The sequence below is a fragment of the Marinoscillum sp. genome (genome assembly GCF_965229915.1).
GTDB lineage: Bacteria > Bacteroidota > Bacteroidia > Cytophagales > Cyclobacteriaceae > Marinoscillum.
Map to the genome: position 1 here is coordinate 2,630,339 of NZ_CBDDJZ010000001.1, position 14,701 is coordinate 2,645,039.

General features: G+C 43.9%; 11 protein-coding genes. 8 read left to right on the forward strand and 3 right to left on the reverse strand.

Going from position 1 to position 14,701, the window contains the following annotated elements; all coding sequences use genetic code 11:
* Positions 1 to 14: 14 nt before the first annotated feature.
* Together ACO067_RS11395 and ACO067_RS11400 are read left to right on the forward strand one after the other, a co-directional pair.
* On the forward strand, positions 15 to 1,607 hold the full coding sequence (locus ACO067_RS11395) for a hypothetical protein (protein WP_421874153.1): 1,593 nt from the start codon (positions 15 to 17) through the stop codon (positions 1,605 to 1,607).
* Positions 1,604 to 3,328 carry a DUF5723 family protein gene (locus ACO067_RS11400; RefSeq protein ID WP_421874155.1) on the forward strand — a complete coding sequence of 575 codons (1,725 nt, stop codon included), beginning with the start codon at positions 1,604 to 1,606 and terminating at the stop codon, positions 3,326 to 3,328. Before ACO067_RS11395 ends, ACO067_RS11400 begins: the two co-directional genes overlap by 4 nt.
* On the opposite strand, the gene radA is transcribed toward ACO067_RS11400, so the two are convergent.
* Both radA and pheA read right to left on the reverse strand, forming a co-directional pair.
* Positions 3,325 to 4,698, reverse strand: a complete 1,374-nt coding sequence (radA, locus tag ACO067_RS11405; protein WP_421874157.1) for a DNA repair protein RadA — start codon at positions 4,696 to 4,698, stop codon at positions 3,325 to 3,327. The genes ACO067_RS11400 and radA overlap by 4 nt on opposite strands.
* Positions 4,699 to 4,718: 20 nt before the next feature.
* Complete coding sequence (gene pheA / locus ACO067_RS11410) at positions 4,719 to 5,783, reverse strand: prephenate dehydratase (RefSeq protein WP_421874159.1); 1,065 nt, start codon at positions 5,781 to 5,783, stop codon at positions 4,719 to 4,721.
* Positions 5,784 to 5,937: 154 nt separating this feature from the next.
* On the opposite strand from pheA, the gene glyA reads away from it, so the two are divergent.
* Genes glyA through rpiB form a run of 3 tightly spaced genes read left to right on the forward strand, consistent with a single transcriptional unit; the run spans position 5,938 to position 8,479 of the window.
* A complete protein-coding gene (gene glyA / locus ACO067_RS11415) occupies positions 5,938 to 7,209 on the forward strand; it encodes a serine hydroxymethyltransferase (RefSeq protein WP_421874161.1) in 1,272 nt (423 codons plus the stop codon).
* Positions 7,210 to 7,215: 6 nt separating this feature from the next.
* Complete coding sequence (gene tatC / locus ACO067_RS11420) at positions 7,216 to 8,052, forward strand: twin-arginine translocase subunit TatC (protein WP_421874163.1); 837 nt, start codon at positions 7,216 to 7,218, stop codon at positions 8,050 to 8,052.
* Positions 8,045 to 8,479, forward strand: coding sequence for a ribose 5-phosphate isomerase B (rpiB, locus tag ACO067_RS11425; RefSeq protein ID WP_421874164.1), 435 nt, complete (start codon positions 8,045 to 8,047; stop codon positions 8,477 to 8,479). The genes tatC and rpiB overlap by 8 nt, the downstream gene beginning before the upstream one ends.
* Here the strand turns inward: rpiB and ACO067_RS11430 are convergent.
* Positions 8,469 to 9,848 carry a hypothetical protein gene (locus ACO067_RS11430; protein ID WP_421874166.1) on the reverse strand — a complete coding sequence of 460 codons (1,380 nt, stop codon included), beginning with the start codon at positions 9,846 to 9,848 and terminating at the stop codon, positions 8,469 to 8,471. The genes rpiB and ACO067_RS11430 overlap by 11 nt on opposite strands.
* Positions 9,849 to 9,935: 87 nt before the next feature.
* On the opposite strand from ACO067_RS11430, the gene rbfA reads away from it, so the two are divergent.
* From rbfA to ACO067_RS11445, 3 genes are all read left to right on the forward strand, one after another.
* Positions 9,936 to 10,316: a 30S ribosome-binding factor RbfA gene (gene rbfA, locus ACO067_RS11435; RefSeq protein ID WP_421874168.1), complete on the forward strand. Its 381-nt coding sequence runs from the start codon at positions 9,936 to 9,938 to the stop codon at positions 10,314 to 10,316.
* Complete coding sequence (locus tag ACO067_RS11440; protein ID WP_421874170.1) at positions 10,313 to 11,539, forward strand: ABC transporter permease; 1,227 nt, start codon at positions 10,313 to 10,315, stop codon at positions 11,537 to 11,539. The genes rbfA and ACO067_RS11440 overlap by 4 nt, the downstream gene beginning before the upstream one ends.
* Before the next feature lie 116 nt (positions 11,540 to 11,655).
* A complete protein-coding gene (locus tag ACO067_RS11445; protein ID WP_421874172.1) occupies positions 11,656 to 14,595 on the forward strand; it encodes a DEAD/DEAH box helicase in 2,940 nt (979 codons plus the stop codon).
* The last annotated feature ends 106 nt before the right edge of the window (positions 14,596 to 14,701 follow it).

Consider the following 14,701-nt stretch of genomic DNA (forward strand, 5'->3'; position numbering starts at 1 on the left):
CCAATTTTGTAGTTGTGAAGAACATTCTGATCACCGCCTTGATACTCTTTACGTGCCTAGCGTGCAACGTAAACGAACTTGATTTCTCTGATCTTGAGAAACCAAAACTACAGCAGACTGTTGCCATCCCTCTTGGCACCATCTCCTACACCATGAGAGAACTGATCGACAAGATCGGGGATACTTCATTGGATCTTCAGGAGGACAGCACCTCGCTTATTCAATTGAATTATTATGATACCGCAAGTTTTGACTCTGGCGAAGACATCATATTCATAGATGATGTACTGAACTCTGAATCAATCTATGTGGATGCTACCCCTGCCAGCAGTGAAAGTCAGGTGATACAGGTACTGGATAACTTCACATTTAACTATCCTTCTGAGGACAATAAGCAGGTGGACAGTGTCTTTTACAAGGCTGGCCAAATGACGCTAACCGTGAGTTCGTATTTGTCACAGGACATTTCTTATGATATAGCTATCCAGAATACTCGCCGGGTGTCCAATGACACGCCGGTTCAGTTTTCAGGTAACCTTGCAGGCAACTCAAGTGCCTCCTCATCCATTGATCTTTCTGGACATAAGACGTTCTTGGCTTTTTCAGAAACTGAGGGCAACACCTTTTCCTTAGATGCGGATATTTCTATCTTCCTCAACCCAGGGGAGTCTATCGCTCAGAATGACAGCATTGCTATAACGCTGGTTTACGAAGATCAGGAATTTGAAATTCTCTATGGCAAGTTTGGTCAGGACCGTATCAATGTAGGGAATGAAACCCTTGACGTGAAGTTCTTCTCCGATCTTGGTGAAAGTGGACTCCGATTTGGCAGTCCAGAAATCAATTTTTATTTCAGCAGCTCCTTTGGGCTGCCTATGGGTGTTTTGTTTGATGGCATGTATGCTGTGGACAGTGCGGTCTCAGGTAATGACACCATTTATTTGCAAGGAGATGCCACTGTGGATCCGCAAGTGGTAGACGCAGCAGCGTCACCAGGCCAGTTTGTGGCTTCTGTGGTTACCCTTAATCCAGAAAACTCCTCACTTAGAGAACTCTTAGGAGTATCACCAAACACCATTGGTTTTAGTCTCACGGCATTGACCAACCCCGAGGACGCTTCAGCATCCAACTTTGTGATGGATACGAGTAGAATCTCCACCAACATTGAAATGAAATTGCCACTAGAGCTCTCATTAGATAATCTCACCAGAGAGATTGATTTTGACCTGGGTGATGGACTTAGCTTTGACGAGACCGACTCGGTGAGCATACGAGTAGTCACAGAAAATGAATTTCCTTTTTCTGCACAGCTTGGACTTCAGATTCTGAATGAAAATGATAGCATCCTTCATGAAGTAGCCTCTAACCTGATTGTAGAAATTCCATTCCTGAACCTACAAGGGATAGTAACGCAGAGCAGAAAGCAAGTATCAGACGTACCACTAAACAAGGATGGTATAGAAGCTCTCAAAGTCGGTAAAAAGCTGAACCTGATTCTGACGCTCAATACACCAAAAGGCAATCGGGATGTTTTTGTAAAAGTATTGGCTGACTACAAGATCGACATTAAGGTATCAGCAGTAGGCAAACTGAACATTGAACTATGAGGTTAAAAAAACATATTGCATGGTTCATAGTCGGGCTGTTCTTTTGCTTCACTATCAGTGCACAGACAGGAATCAGCTTCTTTAACCTTGGTAACACTACCTTTCAAAACAGTTTTTACAATCCATCATTCATTCCAGAAGGCAAAGTATTTATAGGCCTGCCAGCACTCTCTGGGGTTCATGTCAATATCAACAACAAGTTTGACTACTCAGATGTCATCACTAAAGGTGAATCTGGCGGAAATCAAATCAACCTTAACACCTTTCTCTCATCTCTTCAGAGGAATAATTATGTAAGTACCAGTCTGGACATCAGCCTGTTACATGTTGCTTACTCTACAGACAATGGACTGAATTTCTCACTCTTTGCCAACGAACGTGTCGAAGCAGACGTCATCTATACCCGTCAGCTGATGGAATTTGGAATCGACGGAAACCTGTCACAGCTAGGCGAAGCGGTTCGTATAGATAAGACAGCTGCCTCTGCCTCCTATTTTCGTGAAATCGGTGTGGGGTTTGCCGGTGCGATCCCAAGATATAAAATCTCTGTTGGCGCCCGGTTGAAATATCTTCAGGGTTTTGCCAATGCGAGCACTTCAAAATATACAGCAGAGCTTACCACCAACAACGTAGATTATCGGCTGGACCTAGACTTACGGGACGCAGCTTTAAGAACCAGTGGTTTTGACATATTGCAGGGTAAATCTGGTGATATTGGATCTCATCTGATCAACAACCCTAACAAAGGATTTGCTACTGACCTGGGATTCTCCATGGAGCTCAACAGGTATGTGAACGTTTCTGCATCTATCGTGGATCTGGGATTTATTTCCTGGAAAGAAGACATTACCAATTACACCATTCCCGATACAGTGATGCGCTACTCAGGATTGGATCTACGTGAACCATCCAATCTGGAACAGAATATTGAGGACTCTCTGATCAACCGGTTTAAAGACCGTGTGGTAAAAACTCAGGACACTTACACCACCATGCTCAATCCAAAAATGTACGCTAGCATGTCATACAAAACACCAATAGGAGGCGATGTGGTAGGGTCACTTGGTACCAGATATATTAAGGGACGCCTGAATTACCTACTAGGTGTGGGATACAGACATCAGTTCGGAAAAGTCTTCACTGGATCTGCAAGTGTGACCAGACTTCCACAGCAGTTTATGAATATTGGGGCGGCACTGGCAGTAAAAGGTGGGCCAGCTCAGCTCTATTTGGCCGTAGATCACATTTGGAATTTCGACCTGACAAAAGCCAAAGCTTTCGATTTTAGAGTAGGAATGAACTTCATTTTTGGCAAGCGCAATAAAGACAAATCAGATTCTCCATTTGCTGCCGGAACCCAAAAGAGAGCTACAAACAGCGCCTCCTCCAACAGTTTCCTTGGAAGCAAAGTAAAAGTCAAAGGCCAGGAAGGTATCTATACGATTATAAGGAAACAAGATCGCAGAAAGAAAAAGGATTACACCAACCCGGGGTCAGACATCCCTAGTGAAAATGAGAATTTCAACGGAGAAGTGAAAAGCGCACCGATCCCTACTGGTGACAATAAGGTAACTGGAGGTCAAAGTGATCCGATTCCATCTTCTAGCAAAAAAGTAAGAGGGGGTAAGTCAGATCCAATTCCGTCGGGTAACCGCAAGGTGAAAACCAAAAGGAGCTCACCTATCCCCAAAGACAAGAAGAAACGTCGTAAAAACAACTAGGAGAACAAATCCTGAAAAGCATCTGCCAGCCGTGTGAATGCTTTTACTTTGATGTCAAACTTCGATAAATCTACACCTTTGATGTTGTGTTTGGAGACATAAATCTCTGCAAACCCCAAACGTGCTGCTTCGGTAATTCGTGATTCTATCCGGTTAACTGCGCGGATCTCACCACCCAGACCAACTTCTGCCGAAAAACACACCGAACTAGGAATAGCCACATCGTCAAATGAAGAATATATACTTGCACAAATGGATAAGTCCAATGCGGGATCGTTCACTTTGATACCTCCAGCGAGGTTTAAGAAAATATCCTGAGTGCTCAGACGAACACCCAAACGCTTTTCCAAAACAGCCAGAAGCATGTTAAGTCGCTTCACATCAAAGCCAGTAGTACTTCGCTGTGGATTGCCATAAGTGGCAGGACTAACTAAAGATTGTACTTCTATAAGTAGTGGCCGATTACCTTCCAAGGTAGCGCCAATTCCTACTCCACTTAAAAAACCATCACGCGGAGAGATAAGTACCTCTGATGGGTTGGTTACTTCTCTGAGGCCAGACTCTCGCATTTCATAAATGCCAATCTCGGAAGTAGACCCAAAACGATTCTTGGACGTACGAAGAATCCGATAAGACAAATGGCGATCCCCTTCAAACTGCAAGACCGTATCTACCATATGCTCCAGCACTTTTGGCCCGGCGATCGCTCCATCTTTATTGACATGGCCGATCAGGAAAACGGGCACATTGGTCTGTTTGGCATATTTCATCAATTTGCCTGTGCACTCTCTGACTTGTGAAATAGAACCTACCGACGCTTCGATGGCATCTGTATAAAGGGTCTGGATGGAGTCAACGATCAGTACATCCGGCTTAAGCTGAGCCGCATGTGTCAGTATATCAGCCAGAGAGGTTTCGGCGAGCAAGTAGCAATCCTCGGCGCGAATCCCGATACGTTCGGCTCGCATCCGGATCTGCTCCAGGCTCTCTTCACCAGACGCATACAAGGTCTTCACATTCTTCATGTGGATGGACATCTGTAAGAGCAAGGTGGATTTGCCAATACCCGGCTCACCACCTATTAGCACCAGCGATCCTGGCACAATTCCTCCACCTAACGTCCGGTCCAGCTCGATACTTCCCGTACGAATCCGGCGCTGATCATCAAATTGGAGTTCCTGAATCCTGGTTGGCTTATTTCTTGGTCTCGAATCATCCTGCCAAACTTCCTTGTCGGAAGCTCCTCCTGATTTCGAAACCACTTCCTCTACATAGGTATTCCATTCACCACATGCAGGGCATTTACCAATCCATTTGGGAGAATTAGCACCACAGTTTTGACAGAAATAAGCTGTTTTGGTCTTCGCCAATGACTTTAGTTTTTATAGGTCTAGCAGATCTGTACGTAGCTTCCCAGCCACATCAGATTGTCCGCGTAAGGTTTGATTGTATTCTGAACTTTCTCTTCATGGAAGTGTCCTTCGAATTCTACAAAGAACACATACTTGAAAGTAGTTCCTTTTTTAGCGGGTCGGCTTTCCACCTTGCAAAGGTTAATACCAGCATTCTGGAAATTCTGAAGGAAGCGCACCAACGATCCTGGCTCGTCGGGCAGTTTAGCAATCACAGAAGTCTTGTCCTGGCCACTCATTTGATTGACAAAATTTTGACTGATGATCAAAAAGCGTGTTTGATTGTCCGCCGAGTCTTGAATGTTTTGATACAGAATGGGAAGCCCATATTGCCTCGCCGCTATTGGCGCACAAATGGCAGCTGCACCTTCTTCCTCTCCCGCCATCTGGCAGGCACGGCTAGTTGAACTCACCGGCACCAGTTTCACTGGATGCTTGAAATAGTCGTTGAGGAAATTTTTGCACTGTCTGAATGCAATATCTCGTGAGTATACTACCTGCACATTTTCCAGATTATCCTCTTTGCTGGCAAAGGCAAAGTGAATAGGTAGCACCACTTCCGCGGCTATGGTCAGTTTGTGCTGTGCCAGCAGATCTATTGTCTCCTGAACAGTCCCTTCTTGATTGTTTTCAATAGGAACCACCCCAAATCGTGCTCTTGAGGTTTTCACCGCCTCAAACACAGATGGAATAGTATCCAGAGGAATGTAATCACTCATGGCTCCATAGCGACTTTCTGCTGCCTGGTGAGTAAAACTACCCTCTGGACCGAGGTAGGCAATCCGCTCTGGAAGTTCATAATTTCGGCTTACCGCGAAAATCTCAAAAAAGATCGCCTCGATTGCCGCCCGATTAAGTATTCCGTTGCTGTTGGCTTCAAGCCTGTCTACAATAGCTTTTTCTCTCTCAGGCCTGTAAATAGCACTTTTGTCATTTCGTTTGAGAGCCCCAACTTCCTTGACAATCTCCATACGGCTATTGAGCAGCTTGATGAGTTCATCATCTATTTCATCTATACGCTTTCTTAAGTCATCTAACATCACGATCTCCTAAAAATTTGAAAAGCTAAAATAACCTTTTGCCATAAGAATAACGAGCAAAATTCAGATTGGTAAAGTGAGGGTGTTCCACTAATTTTGGCGCTCAATTACTAAACCACCTACCCGCTTTACCCCGGCAGGTAAAACCACATAGGACATGAAAAGAGACGAAAAGCTATTTGCCTTAATCGAAGCTGAAAAGAAAAGACAAATCGAAGGGATTGAACTGATCGCATCGGAGAACTTTACTTCACCCCAGGTGATGGAAGCTGCTGGCAGTGTACTGACCAACAAATATGCGGAAGGTCTCCCAGGGAAGCGATACTATGGTGGGTGTGAAGTAGTTGATGAGGTGGAGACATTAGCCATTGAGCGAATTAAAGAACTCTTTGGTGCCAGCTGGGCCAACGTACAACCGCACTCCGGAGCCCAGGCCAACGCCGCAGTATTTCTGGCTTGTCTCCAACCGGGTGATAGCATCCTGGGGTTTGACTTATCACATGGAGGTCACTTGTCGCATGGCTCTCCAGTTAACCTTTCGGGAAAATACTATGATGCCCACTTCTACGGTGTAGAAAAAGAAACTGGACTAATCAATATGGACGTGGTGGAAGAAACCGCTAAAAAAGTTCAGCCAAAGATGATCATATGTGGAGCTTCGGCTTACAGCAGAGATTGGGACTATGAGCGATTTAGAACCATCGCAGACGAAGTAGGTGCGGTATTGCTTGCAGATATTTCTCACCCATCGGGTTTGATTGCCAGGGGGCTACTGAATGATCCGCTGGATCACTGCCATATAGTGACCACCACCACTCACAAGACACTAAGAGGTCCACGAGGTGGCCTGATCATGGTACGAGAAGACAATGAAAACCCATGGGGAATCAAAACACCTAAAGGAGTAGTGCGAAAAATGAGTTCAATTTTGGACTCTGGCGTTTTCCCAGGCACACAAGGAGGTCCTTTGGAGCACATTATTGCTGCTAAAGCTGTTGCCTTTGGAGAGGCTTTATCTGATGAATACATGGAATATGTCCTCCAGGTACAAAAGAATGCCAAGGTAATGGCTCAGGCCTTTATCAACAAAGGGTATGATCTGATCTCTGGTGGAACCGATAACCACCTGATGCTACTGGATCTTCGCAGCAAAGGCATTACCGGTAAGGACGCTGAGCAAGCACTTGTCAGTGCAGATATTACCGTCAATAAAAACATGGTTCCTTTCGATGACAAATCACCGTTCATTACGTCTGGTATCAGAGTAGGTACGGCAGCCATCACTACGCGTGGCATGAAAGAAGCCGACATGGAAAAAACAGTGGAGTTTATTGACACAGTAATTACCAACCATGATAACGAAGCAAAACTGAAGGAAGTGAAATCTGCGATCAACGAGTGGATGAAAAAGTTTCCTTTGTATCAATAAATCCATATGCCGCTAGATCAGATAGAGGACGAGATAGAGATGACCTTTCTGGATCACCTGGAAGAACTCAGGTGGCACTTGATAAGGTCTCTTGCAGCCATTATGGTATTTGCAGTGGCGGCCTTTTTTGCAAAAACATTGGTATTTCACACCATTTTGTTAGGACCAAGTAGAGTAGACTTCTGGACCTATGAGATGCTTTGTAAACTCTCAGATATTCTCAAATCTGAGGCCTTGTGTATTGATGAATTGCCCTTTATCATTCAGAGCCGAAAGATGACCGGGCAGTTTTCCATGCACGTCACTTCTTCTTTTGTGATTGGTATCATCTGTGCTTTTCCTTATGCATTTTGGGAGATTTGGAGATTTATCAAGCCTGGTCTTTACCCGAGAGAACGAAAGGCAGCCAGAGGAGCCACCTTCTTTGTGAGCTTGCTGTTCATCCTGGGAGTAGTGTTTGGATACTTCATCGTCACACCAATCTCTATCAACTTTCTGTCCAACTATCAGCTGGACCCAACCATCCTGAATGAATTTGATATCATCTCGTACATCTCAACGGTAATTACTTTAGTCCTGGCTTGCGGGATTTTATTTCAGCTGCCGATTGTTGTGTATTTCCTGACTAAAGCCGGACTGATCACACCGCAGATATTAAGGACCTACAGGCGACACGCCATCATAGTAATACTGATATTGGGTGCGATGCTGACACCACCAGATCCATTTAGTCAGATATTAATAGCGATTCCTCTGCTTGGTCTGTACCAGGTGAGTATTTATATTTCTGCCAGAGTGATTAAAAAAGAAGCAACTACAGAAATCCAAAAAGTAGATGAGTAAAAGAATAGCCATAGGCGGAGATCACGCCGGATACCACCACAAAGAAAAAATGGTCGAATTCCTGGAGTCTAAGGGATATGAGGTGAAGGACTTTGGTCCGTATTCTGCGGACTCTGCGGATTATCCAGATTTCGTTCACCCAGTATGTCAATCCATCGAAAGTGGCAATCATGATTTTGGGGTGTTGATTTGTGGGTCAGGCCAAGGAGTAACCATCACGGCCAACAAACACCAAAAAATCCGTGCCGCATTGTGCTGGGACACCGACCTGGCCGCTGTGACCAGACAGCATAACAATTCGAATGTGGTGTGTCTGGCAGCCCGCTGGACTGCCTACGAGCTAGCTGAGTCGATTGTGGACACTTTTCTCAACACAGAGTTTGAAGGAGGTCGCCATCAGCGACGGGTAGATAAAATCAGTTGCTAACTCGAGTATATTCCTCTGGAGCAGTTTGTTGATAGTGCTCGCCAAAGTGAGGAAATCGGTGAAATAGTTTAGATGCCACTTCACCTTCACGGTCTATAATCAGATCTGGTTGAGACTTAACTATGCCACGATACAATCCCGAAACGCCATCAAAGTAATCTAACTGCTCGATCTTCCTTGCACTTACAAAAGGATCTAAGAAAGGGCCTCCTATGGGGTTATTCTGGTAGTCATCGATTTCCAGACCTATTCCCATCAGTGTTCGATCCTGTGGCTCAGATTCAGAGCTAACTATGATTCCTTTTAGTTCTTCTGACTTCAGCCAGAAGTACGGATAGATGATCATACCTATGACCAAAGCATATGGAACGAATACTTTCCAAAAACGTCTTTTCAAACCAAGAAAATAATAGGTTAGAAAAAAGGTGATTGAAGGGACGAAAAAGACCAAATCTGCGGTAGTTAACTCAGCATTTAGCATCAACACTACACCACCTGCTGCTATGAACAACAACATCACTTGCTGCATCTTTTGCTGAAAATTGGTTACTCTCTGAGTGAACACCACAGACACACCAAAGAGCATGGTCAGGGCCAGCATACCACCAACCTTAGTTAAGTCCAGAAAATTAATATACCAGGTCTTTTCTTTTAAAAATGGGGTAAGAAAAAAGTCATAGAGGAAATCACCATTGGCATCAAACCAAAAATAATATGCCCAAACCACCAGCAAAACCACTCCAGCACCATAGATAAAAAGCAATATGCGTCGGGTCACTGCAGATGAGAAGAGAACCAAGCTGAGCAAGACAATCAAAAAGTAAATCGCAGATGGCAGATAACAAAGCATCGCCAGGCCAAGGTAGAGACCACTGTATAGAAACAATTCGTCGGTGACTACATTGTCTATCCGTCTGAAGACGTGGTTCAGTGCCATCAAAATGAAAGTAACCGCGATGAGCTGAGGACTCAGCGCAAAAAAGTCCATAGTGGCTGACATGCAGATGACATATAGAAAGGCTGGCAGGTAATTGTTTTCAGCATATGCCTTGTTGCGAATGAGCATCCTATTGAAAAGGCCTGCCTGCAAAGTGATCAATAGCGTGCTGAAAATGACATGTACCCATCGGGATCGGCCAAAGAAAATGTCCAGCCACTTATAGAAGAACACCGCCACAGGACCCGTGTAATCATATAGATCGCGATACATAGTAAACCCATCTCCCAATCGCTGACCTACGAGCATCCACTTCAACTCAGGAATAGACAGAGGCATGCCTACGATGCTCCAAACCACCCGGATCATCACCAGGATTAAGAATACAAAGATGATTCTATAAGGGTCGTTTATTCTAAAAAACTTTAGCAAGCTGTCGGGTTTTCTGCCTTTTGAGTTTCGAAATTAACAAATTAAATTGATGCTGGGAGAGCCAAAATCCTTGATATTTGCAGCAAGATGACACAAAGTAAAAGACAAGTTAAGTACGGCCGCCAGATTCAAAAGGATTTGGGTCAAATCTTTCAGAAAGATCCAAGACACTTTTTTGGCAACAGCCTGGTGACCATTACCGGCGTGGAAATGTCTCCAGACCTGAGTCTGGCCAGAGTGTATCTGAGTGTCTTCCCGATAAAAGACGCTGAAGAGGTGTTTTTCAACCTGGATGAGAAGAAAAGTGAAGTACGCAGAAACCTGGGTCGCCTCATCGGCAAGCAGGTTCGAATCGTACCGGAGCTTGCTTTCTTCCACGATGATACAGAAGAAAAAGCCTCCAAAATGGATCAACTCATAGACAACCTGAACATTCCGCCGGCAGAAGATAACGACGAAGAAGAGTGAACCTATCTTACTTCATAGCCAGACGCTACTTTTTGTCTAAAAAGAAAAAAAGCTTCATCAACGTGATCTCTATCATTTCCATGTTGGTAGTGGCTATCGGTACCATGGCGCTGGTGATTGTTCTCTCTGTTTTCAATGGGATGGAAGATCTCTTGAGAGGACTTTACAGCAATGTAGATTCCAACCTGGTGGTGACACCCTCAAGTGGTAAAACCTTTGACTACACCCCAAACCTAAGGGATCAAATCTCGGCTATTGATGAAGTAACCTACATCACAGATGTAATAGAAGACAATGCGCTCATCGGCTATAACAATGCCAAACGAGTAGCCACTGTCAAAGGAGTGGCAGAAAACTTTATCGACGAAGGTCGGCTGGATAACTACCTGGTATTTGGAGAACTGAAACTGCGGGAAGACAATGTCAATTATGCCATAGTAGGCAGAGGCGTGCAATATGATCTGTCCATTAATCCGAAAAATGATTTCCACACCATTCAGATGTACTTTCCTGATGAAATCAAACCTGGCCAGCTCAATCCAGATAAAATGTACCGCCTGCGCAATATCATGCCCGGAGGTGTTTTTGCCATCGAGAAATCGTATGACGAAAACCTCATATATGTCCCTGTATCATTTGCTGAGGAGCTGTTTAACAAAAAAGGACAGAGAAGCTCCCTGGAAGTGCAGTTAGATACAAAAGCAGATACCAGGGCTGTAAAAGAACAATTGCAACAAGTACTCGGTGCAGACTTTCGGGTCCTGACAAATGACGAAGTACATGGCGGACTTTACAAAGTACTGTCGTATGAAAAATTCTTCGTCTTTCTGACATTTTCAGTTATCATAGCCATAGCCTCAATCAACATCTTCTTCTCACTCAATATGCTTGCTATTGATAAGAAGAAAGATGTAGCCATCCTCACCGCTCAAGGTGCCTCAAGTAAACTCATCAGGAGTATCTTTTTGTATGAAGGGTGCATAGTGGCATTTACCGGAGCCTTCACCGGATTGTTTCTGGGCCTTGCCATCGTGCTGCTTCAACAGGAATTTGGGTTGGTGACCATGGGCATGCAGACGGCTATTATGGATGCATATCCGGTCAAGATCGAGTGGGCGGATATCTTCTTCACCATTTTATGCATCATTATAGTCACCTTAATCACCGCCATCCAACCCGCCATTAACGCTGCGAAAAACGTAAGACTTAGCGAGTTACAATAGACATTTCATTCATAACGTAATGGTAAAGTGCAAAACTTCACAATCTCTTACCAAAGAAGTTTGTGATTTTTAGTCGGTTTTTTATTAGCTTCGAAATTTGCCCGGTATAAAAAGTTATGAAAGTATCCCCGGATCAGCCTTTTCAAATTGTCTATTCTCTCTTTGAGCACGAATACCTCGGATTCTTGTTTGAATCCTTTGTGATCCAGCTCAACGAGAAAGGAAATCTCACCTTTTCCCACCAGAACATCTCGGCGCAGAATGCCGATGAATTTGACTCTGGGCTGGATGCCAATGATTATGAGCTGATCAAGACAATGGATCAAATGCAGCAAAAAGCTGTTTTCAATCATTTTCATAAGAAGAAGCTGAAAATGGATGAGTTTTTCCTGAAAGTCTTCGATAAGAAAAATGAAAATGAGGCTGACAAGATACTGCGCGACGAAATAGACCGGTACCTGGAGAGAAGACGCTCAAAAGTGCTCTCACTGATGGCGGGCAAACAGCTCTACGAAATGGGCAAAGACGGGGAACCGGCGTGGAAACAAATTCATATCTCCGATGAGAAAGCTTCTATACTCTTTCATTTCAGACGTAACGAAGACAACACTCATTACTTTCCCACCATCAAACTGAAGGAGGAGAAGGTTCATTTCTATCAGAATAATAGCCTCCTCTTGTGCAAGGAGCCTGCCTGGTTGGTCGTTAATGACACGCTCTTCACATTTGAGAAAGAGGTGAATGGCAAGAAGATCAAACCTTTCTTCAATAAGAAATTCATTCTCATTCCTAAAAACGTAGAAGAAACCTACTACAAAAAGTTTGTGGCTCCGCTCATTGCTTCGTTTGATGTGTATGCCAAGGGGTTTGAGATCAAATCAGAGGCACTGACCCCTACACCGGTGCTTACGTTCTCAGAGCTGGCTTCAGCCTCCCAAAGTACAGGATCTTTGTTTGACTCTAATAATGATGAAAATGGTGAGCCATCAGTTTCTAAAATACTCTTTGAGCTCAGCTTTAAATATGGAACCTATTCCTACAAGGCAGATAAGCTAAAGCAAGTCAGTGTCTCAGTAGAAAAGAAGGAGGATGATTATGTTTTTCATCGGATCAAACGAGATTCAGCCCAAGAGAAAGACTTCATCGAAACCCTAAATAAAACTGGGCTGCAGCTTAAAAGCTCCAGATCTACCCTGAATAAAACCAATGCGATCTCCTGGTTAAATGAAAACCTGGAAGCTTTGAAAGCCAGCGGCTTTGAAATCAATCAGCAAGACGAGTCTGTAAAGAAATACTTTCTGGGTACTACCAATATCGACCTGGAAATTTCCGAAAACATCGATTGGTTCGATATCAAAGCCATCATCCGGTTTGGTGATTATGAAGTATCGTTCTCTGACATTCGCAAGTACATCCTAAACCATCAGCGGGAATTCAAACTCCCAAGTGGAGAATATGCGGTAATTCCAGACAGATGGGTTGATGAATACAGCGATCTCTTTGCCTTTGCCAAGGAAGGAGAAGATAACCTGACACTCAATAAAATGCACGTGTCACTGGTCAAAGACCTCAAGGACAGTAACAATGCCAAGGTAGCAATGACCCGAAAGCTGGAAAAGCTACTCGACTTTGATACGATAGAAAACGTCACTCTACCTGCCAAATTCAATGGTGAGCTTCGTCCATATCAGCAGGCTGGTTTTAACTGGCTGCACTTTCTCAATGAATATGCCTTTGGCGGATGCCTGGCAGATGACATGGGTCTTGGTAAGACGGTTCAGACCCTGACTTTGCTACAGAGTGAAAAAGAAAAGGACAATGGTTCCACGAGTTTGCTCATTATGCCCACCTCGTTGATTTACAACTGGGAAATGGAAGCCAATAAGTTCACTCCAGACTTGAAAATACTGAATTATACAGGCACGAATAGAGATAAAGATCCAGAGAAGTTTGCCAGATATGACATAGTGATTACAAGCTATGGTATCACCAGAATTGATACGGACATTCTACAGGAGTTCTATTTCAACTACATCATCCTGGATGAATCTCAGGCGATCAAAAATCCAGACTCCATTATCTCCAAGTCGGTAAGAGAACTGAAATCAAGAAGAAAACTGATCCTCACAGGTACCCCTATAGAGAATAGTACGCTGGACCTCTGGTCACAGATGTCATTCGTCAATCCGGGACTACTCGGCTCTCAAAAATTCTTCAAGACAGAATACCAGATTCCTATTGAAAAGAAACGGGATGAACTGCGTACTAAAAAACTCAATGCGTTGATCAAGCCGTTCATCCTCAGACGCGAGAAAACCCAGGTAGCTAAAGACCTGCCAGAAAAAGTAGAGAACGTTCGCTATTGCGACCTGTCTGAGAAGCAACGTGAATACTACGATAAAGAGCGCGACAACTACCGCAATAAAATCCTGGACGTGATCGAGCACGACGGCATTCAAAAATCGCAGATGATATTACTGCAGGGATTGACCAAACTGCGGCAAATCGCCAATCATCCATCCATGGTGGATGAAGGCTATGATGGAGATTCAGGAAAATTCGAAGATATCTGCCACATGATCTCCAATGCTTTGGGTAAGGATCACAAACTCCTGATTTTTTCTCAGTTTGTGAAGCATCTAAAAATCATAGAGAAGTATCTAAAAGAAGAAAAAATCAATTATTCCTATCTGGATGGGTCTGTAAAAGACCGAAAAGGAGAGGTGGAGAAGTTTCAAAACAGCGATGATGTACCTGTCTTCTTAATTTCTTTGAAAGCAGGTGGTCTTGGTCTCAATTTGACACAAGCTGACTATGTATTCTTGTTAGATCCCTGGTGGAACCCTGCCATAGAAGCACAAGCTGTGGATAGAGCTCACCGCATAGGCCAAACCAACAAAGTGTTTACTTACAAGTTCATAGCACGAGATACAGTAGAAGAGAAAATCCTGAAACTACAGCAAAACAAACTGCAGCTTGCCCAGGACTTGATCACCATAGAAGAGAGTTTTGTTAAAAGCCTTACCAAAGAGGATATCACCAAGCTATTTGACTGACAACCCCCTTATTCTTGTAGTCGATTTATAGTTAACTCTCAGTTGGAAATCTCGCTACCGCACTTTGTCAGATTAGCAAACAATGATATTGTCCTAGTGTTATTGT

What these genes read in the sequence shown, in the direction of transcription:
- ACO067_RS11400 (WP_421874155.1), top strand. Translation starts at nt 1,604, where the DNA reads ATGAGGTTAAAAAAACATATTGCATGGTTCATAGTCGGGCTGTTCTTT.
- glyA (WP_421874161.1), top strand. Translation starts at nt 5,938, where the DNA reads ATGAAAAGAGACGAAAAGCTATTTGCCTTAATCGAAGCTGAAAAGAAA.
- tatC (WP_421874163.1), top strand. Translation starts at nt 7,216, where the DNA reads ATGCCGCTAGATCAGATAGAGGACGAGATAGAGATGACCTTTCTGGAT.
- rpiB (WP_421874164.1), top strand. Translation starts at nt 8,045, where the DNA reads ATGAGTAAAAGAATAGCCATAGGCGGAGATCACGCCGGATACCACCAC.
- rbfA (WP_421874168.1), top strand. Translation starts at nt 9,936, where the DNA reads ATGACACAAAGTAAAAGACAAGTTAAGTACGGCCGCCAGATTCAAAAG.
- ACO067_RS11445 (WP_421874172.1), top strand. Translation starts at nt 11,656, where the DNA reads ATGAAAGTATCCCCGGATCAGCCTTTTCAAATTGTCTATTCTCTCTTT.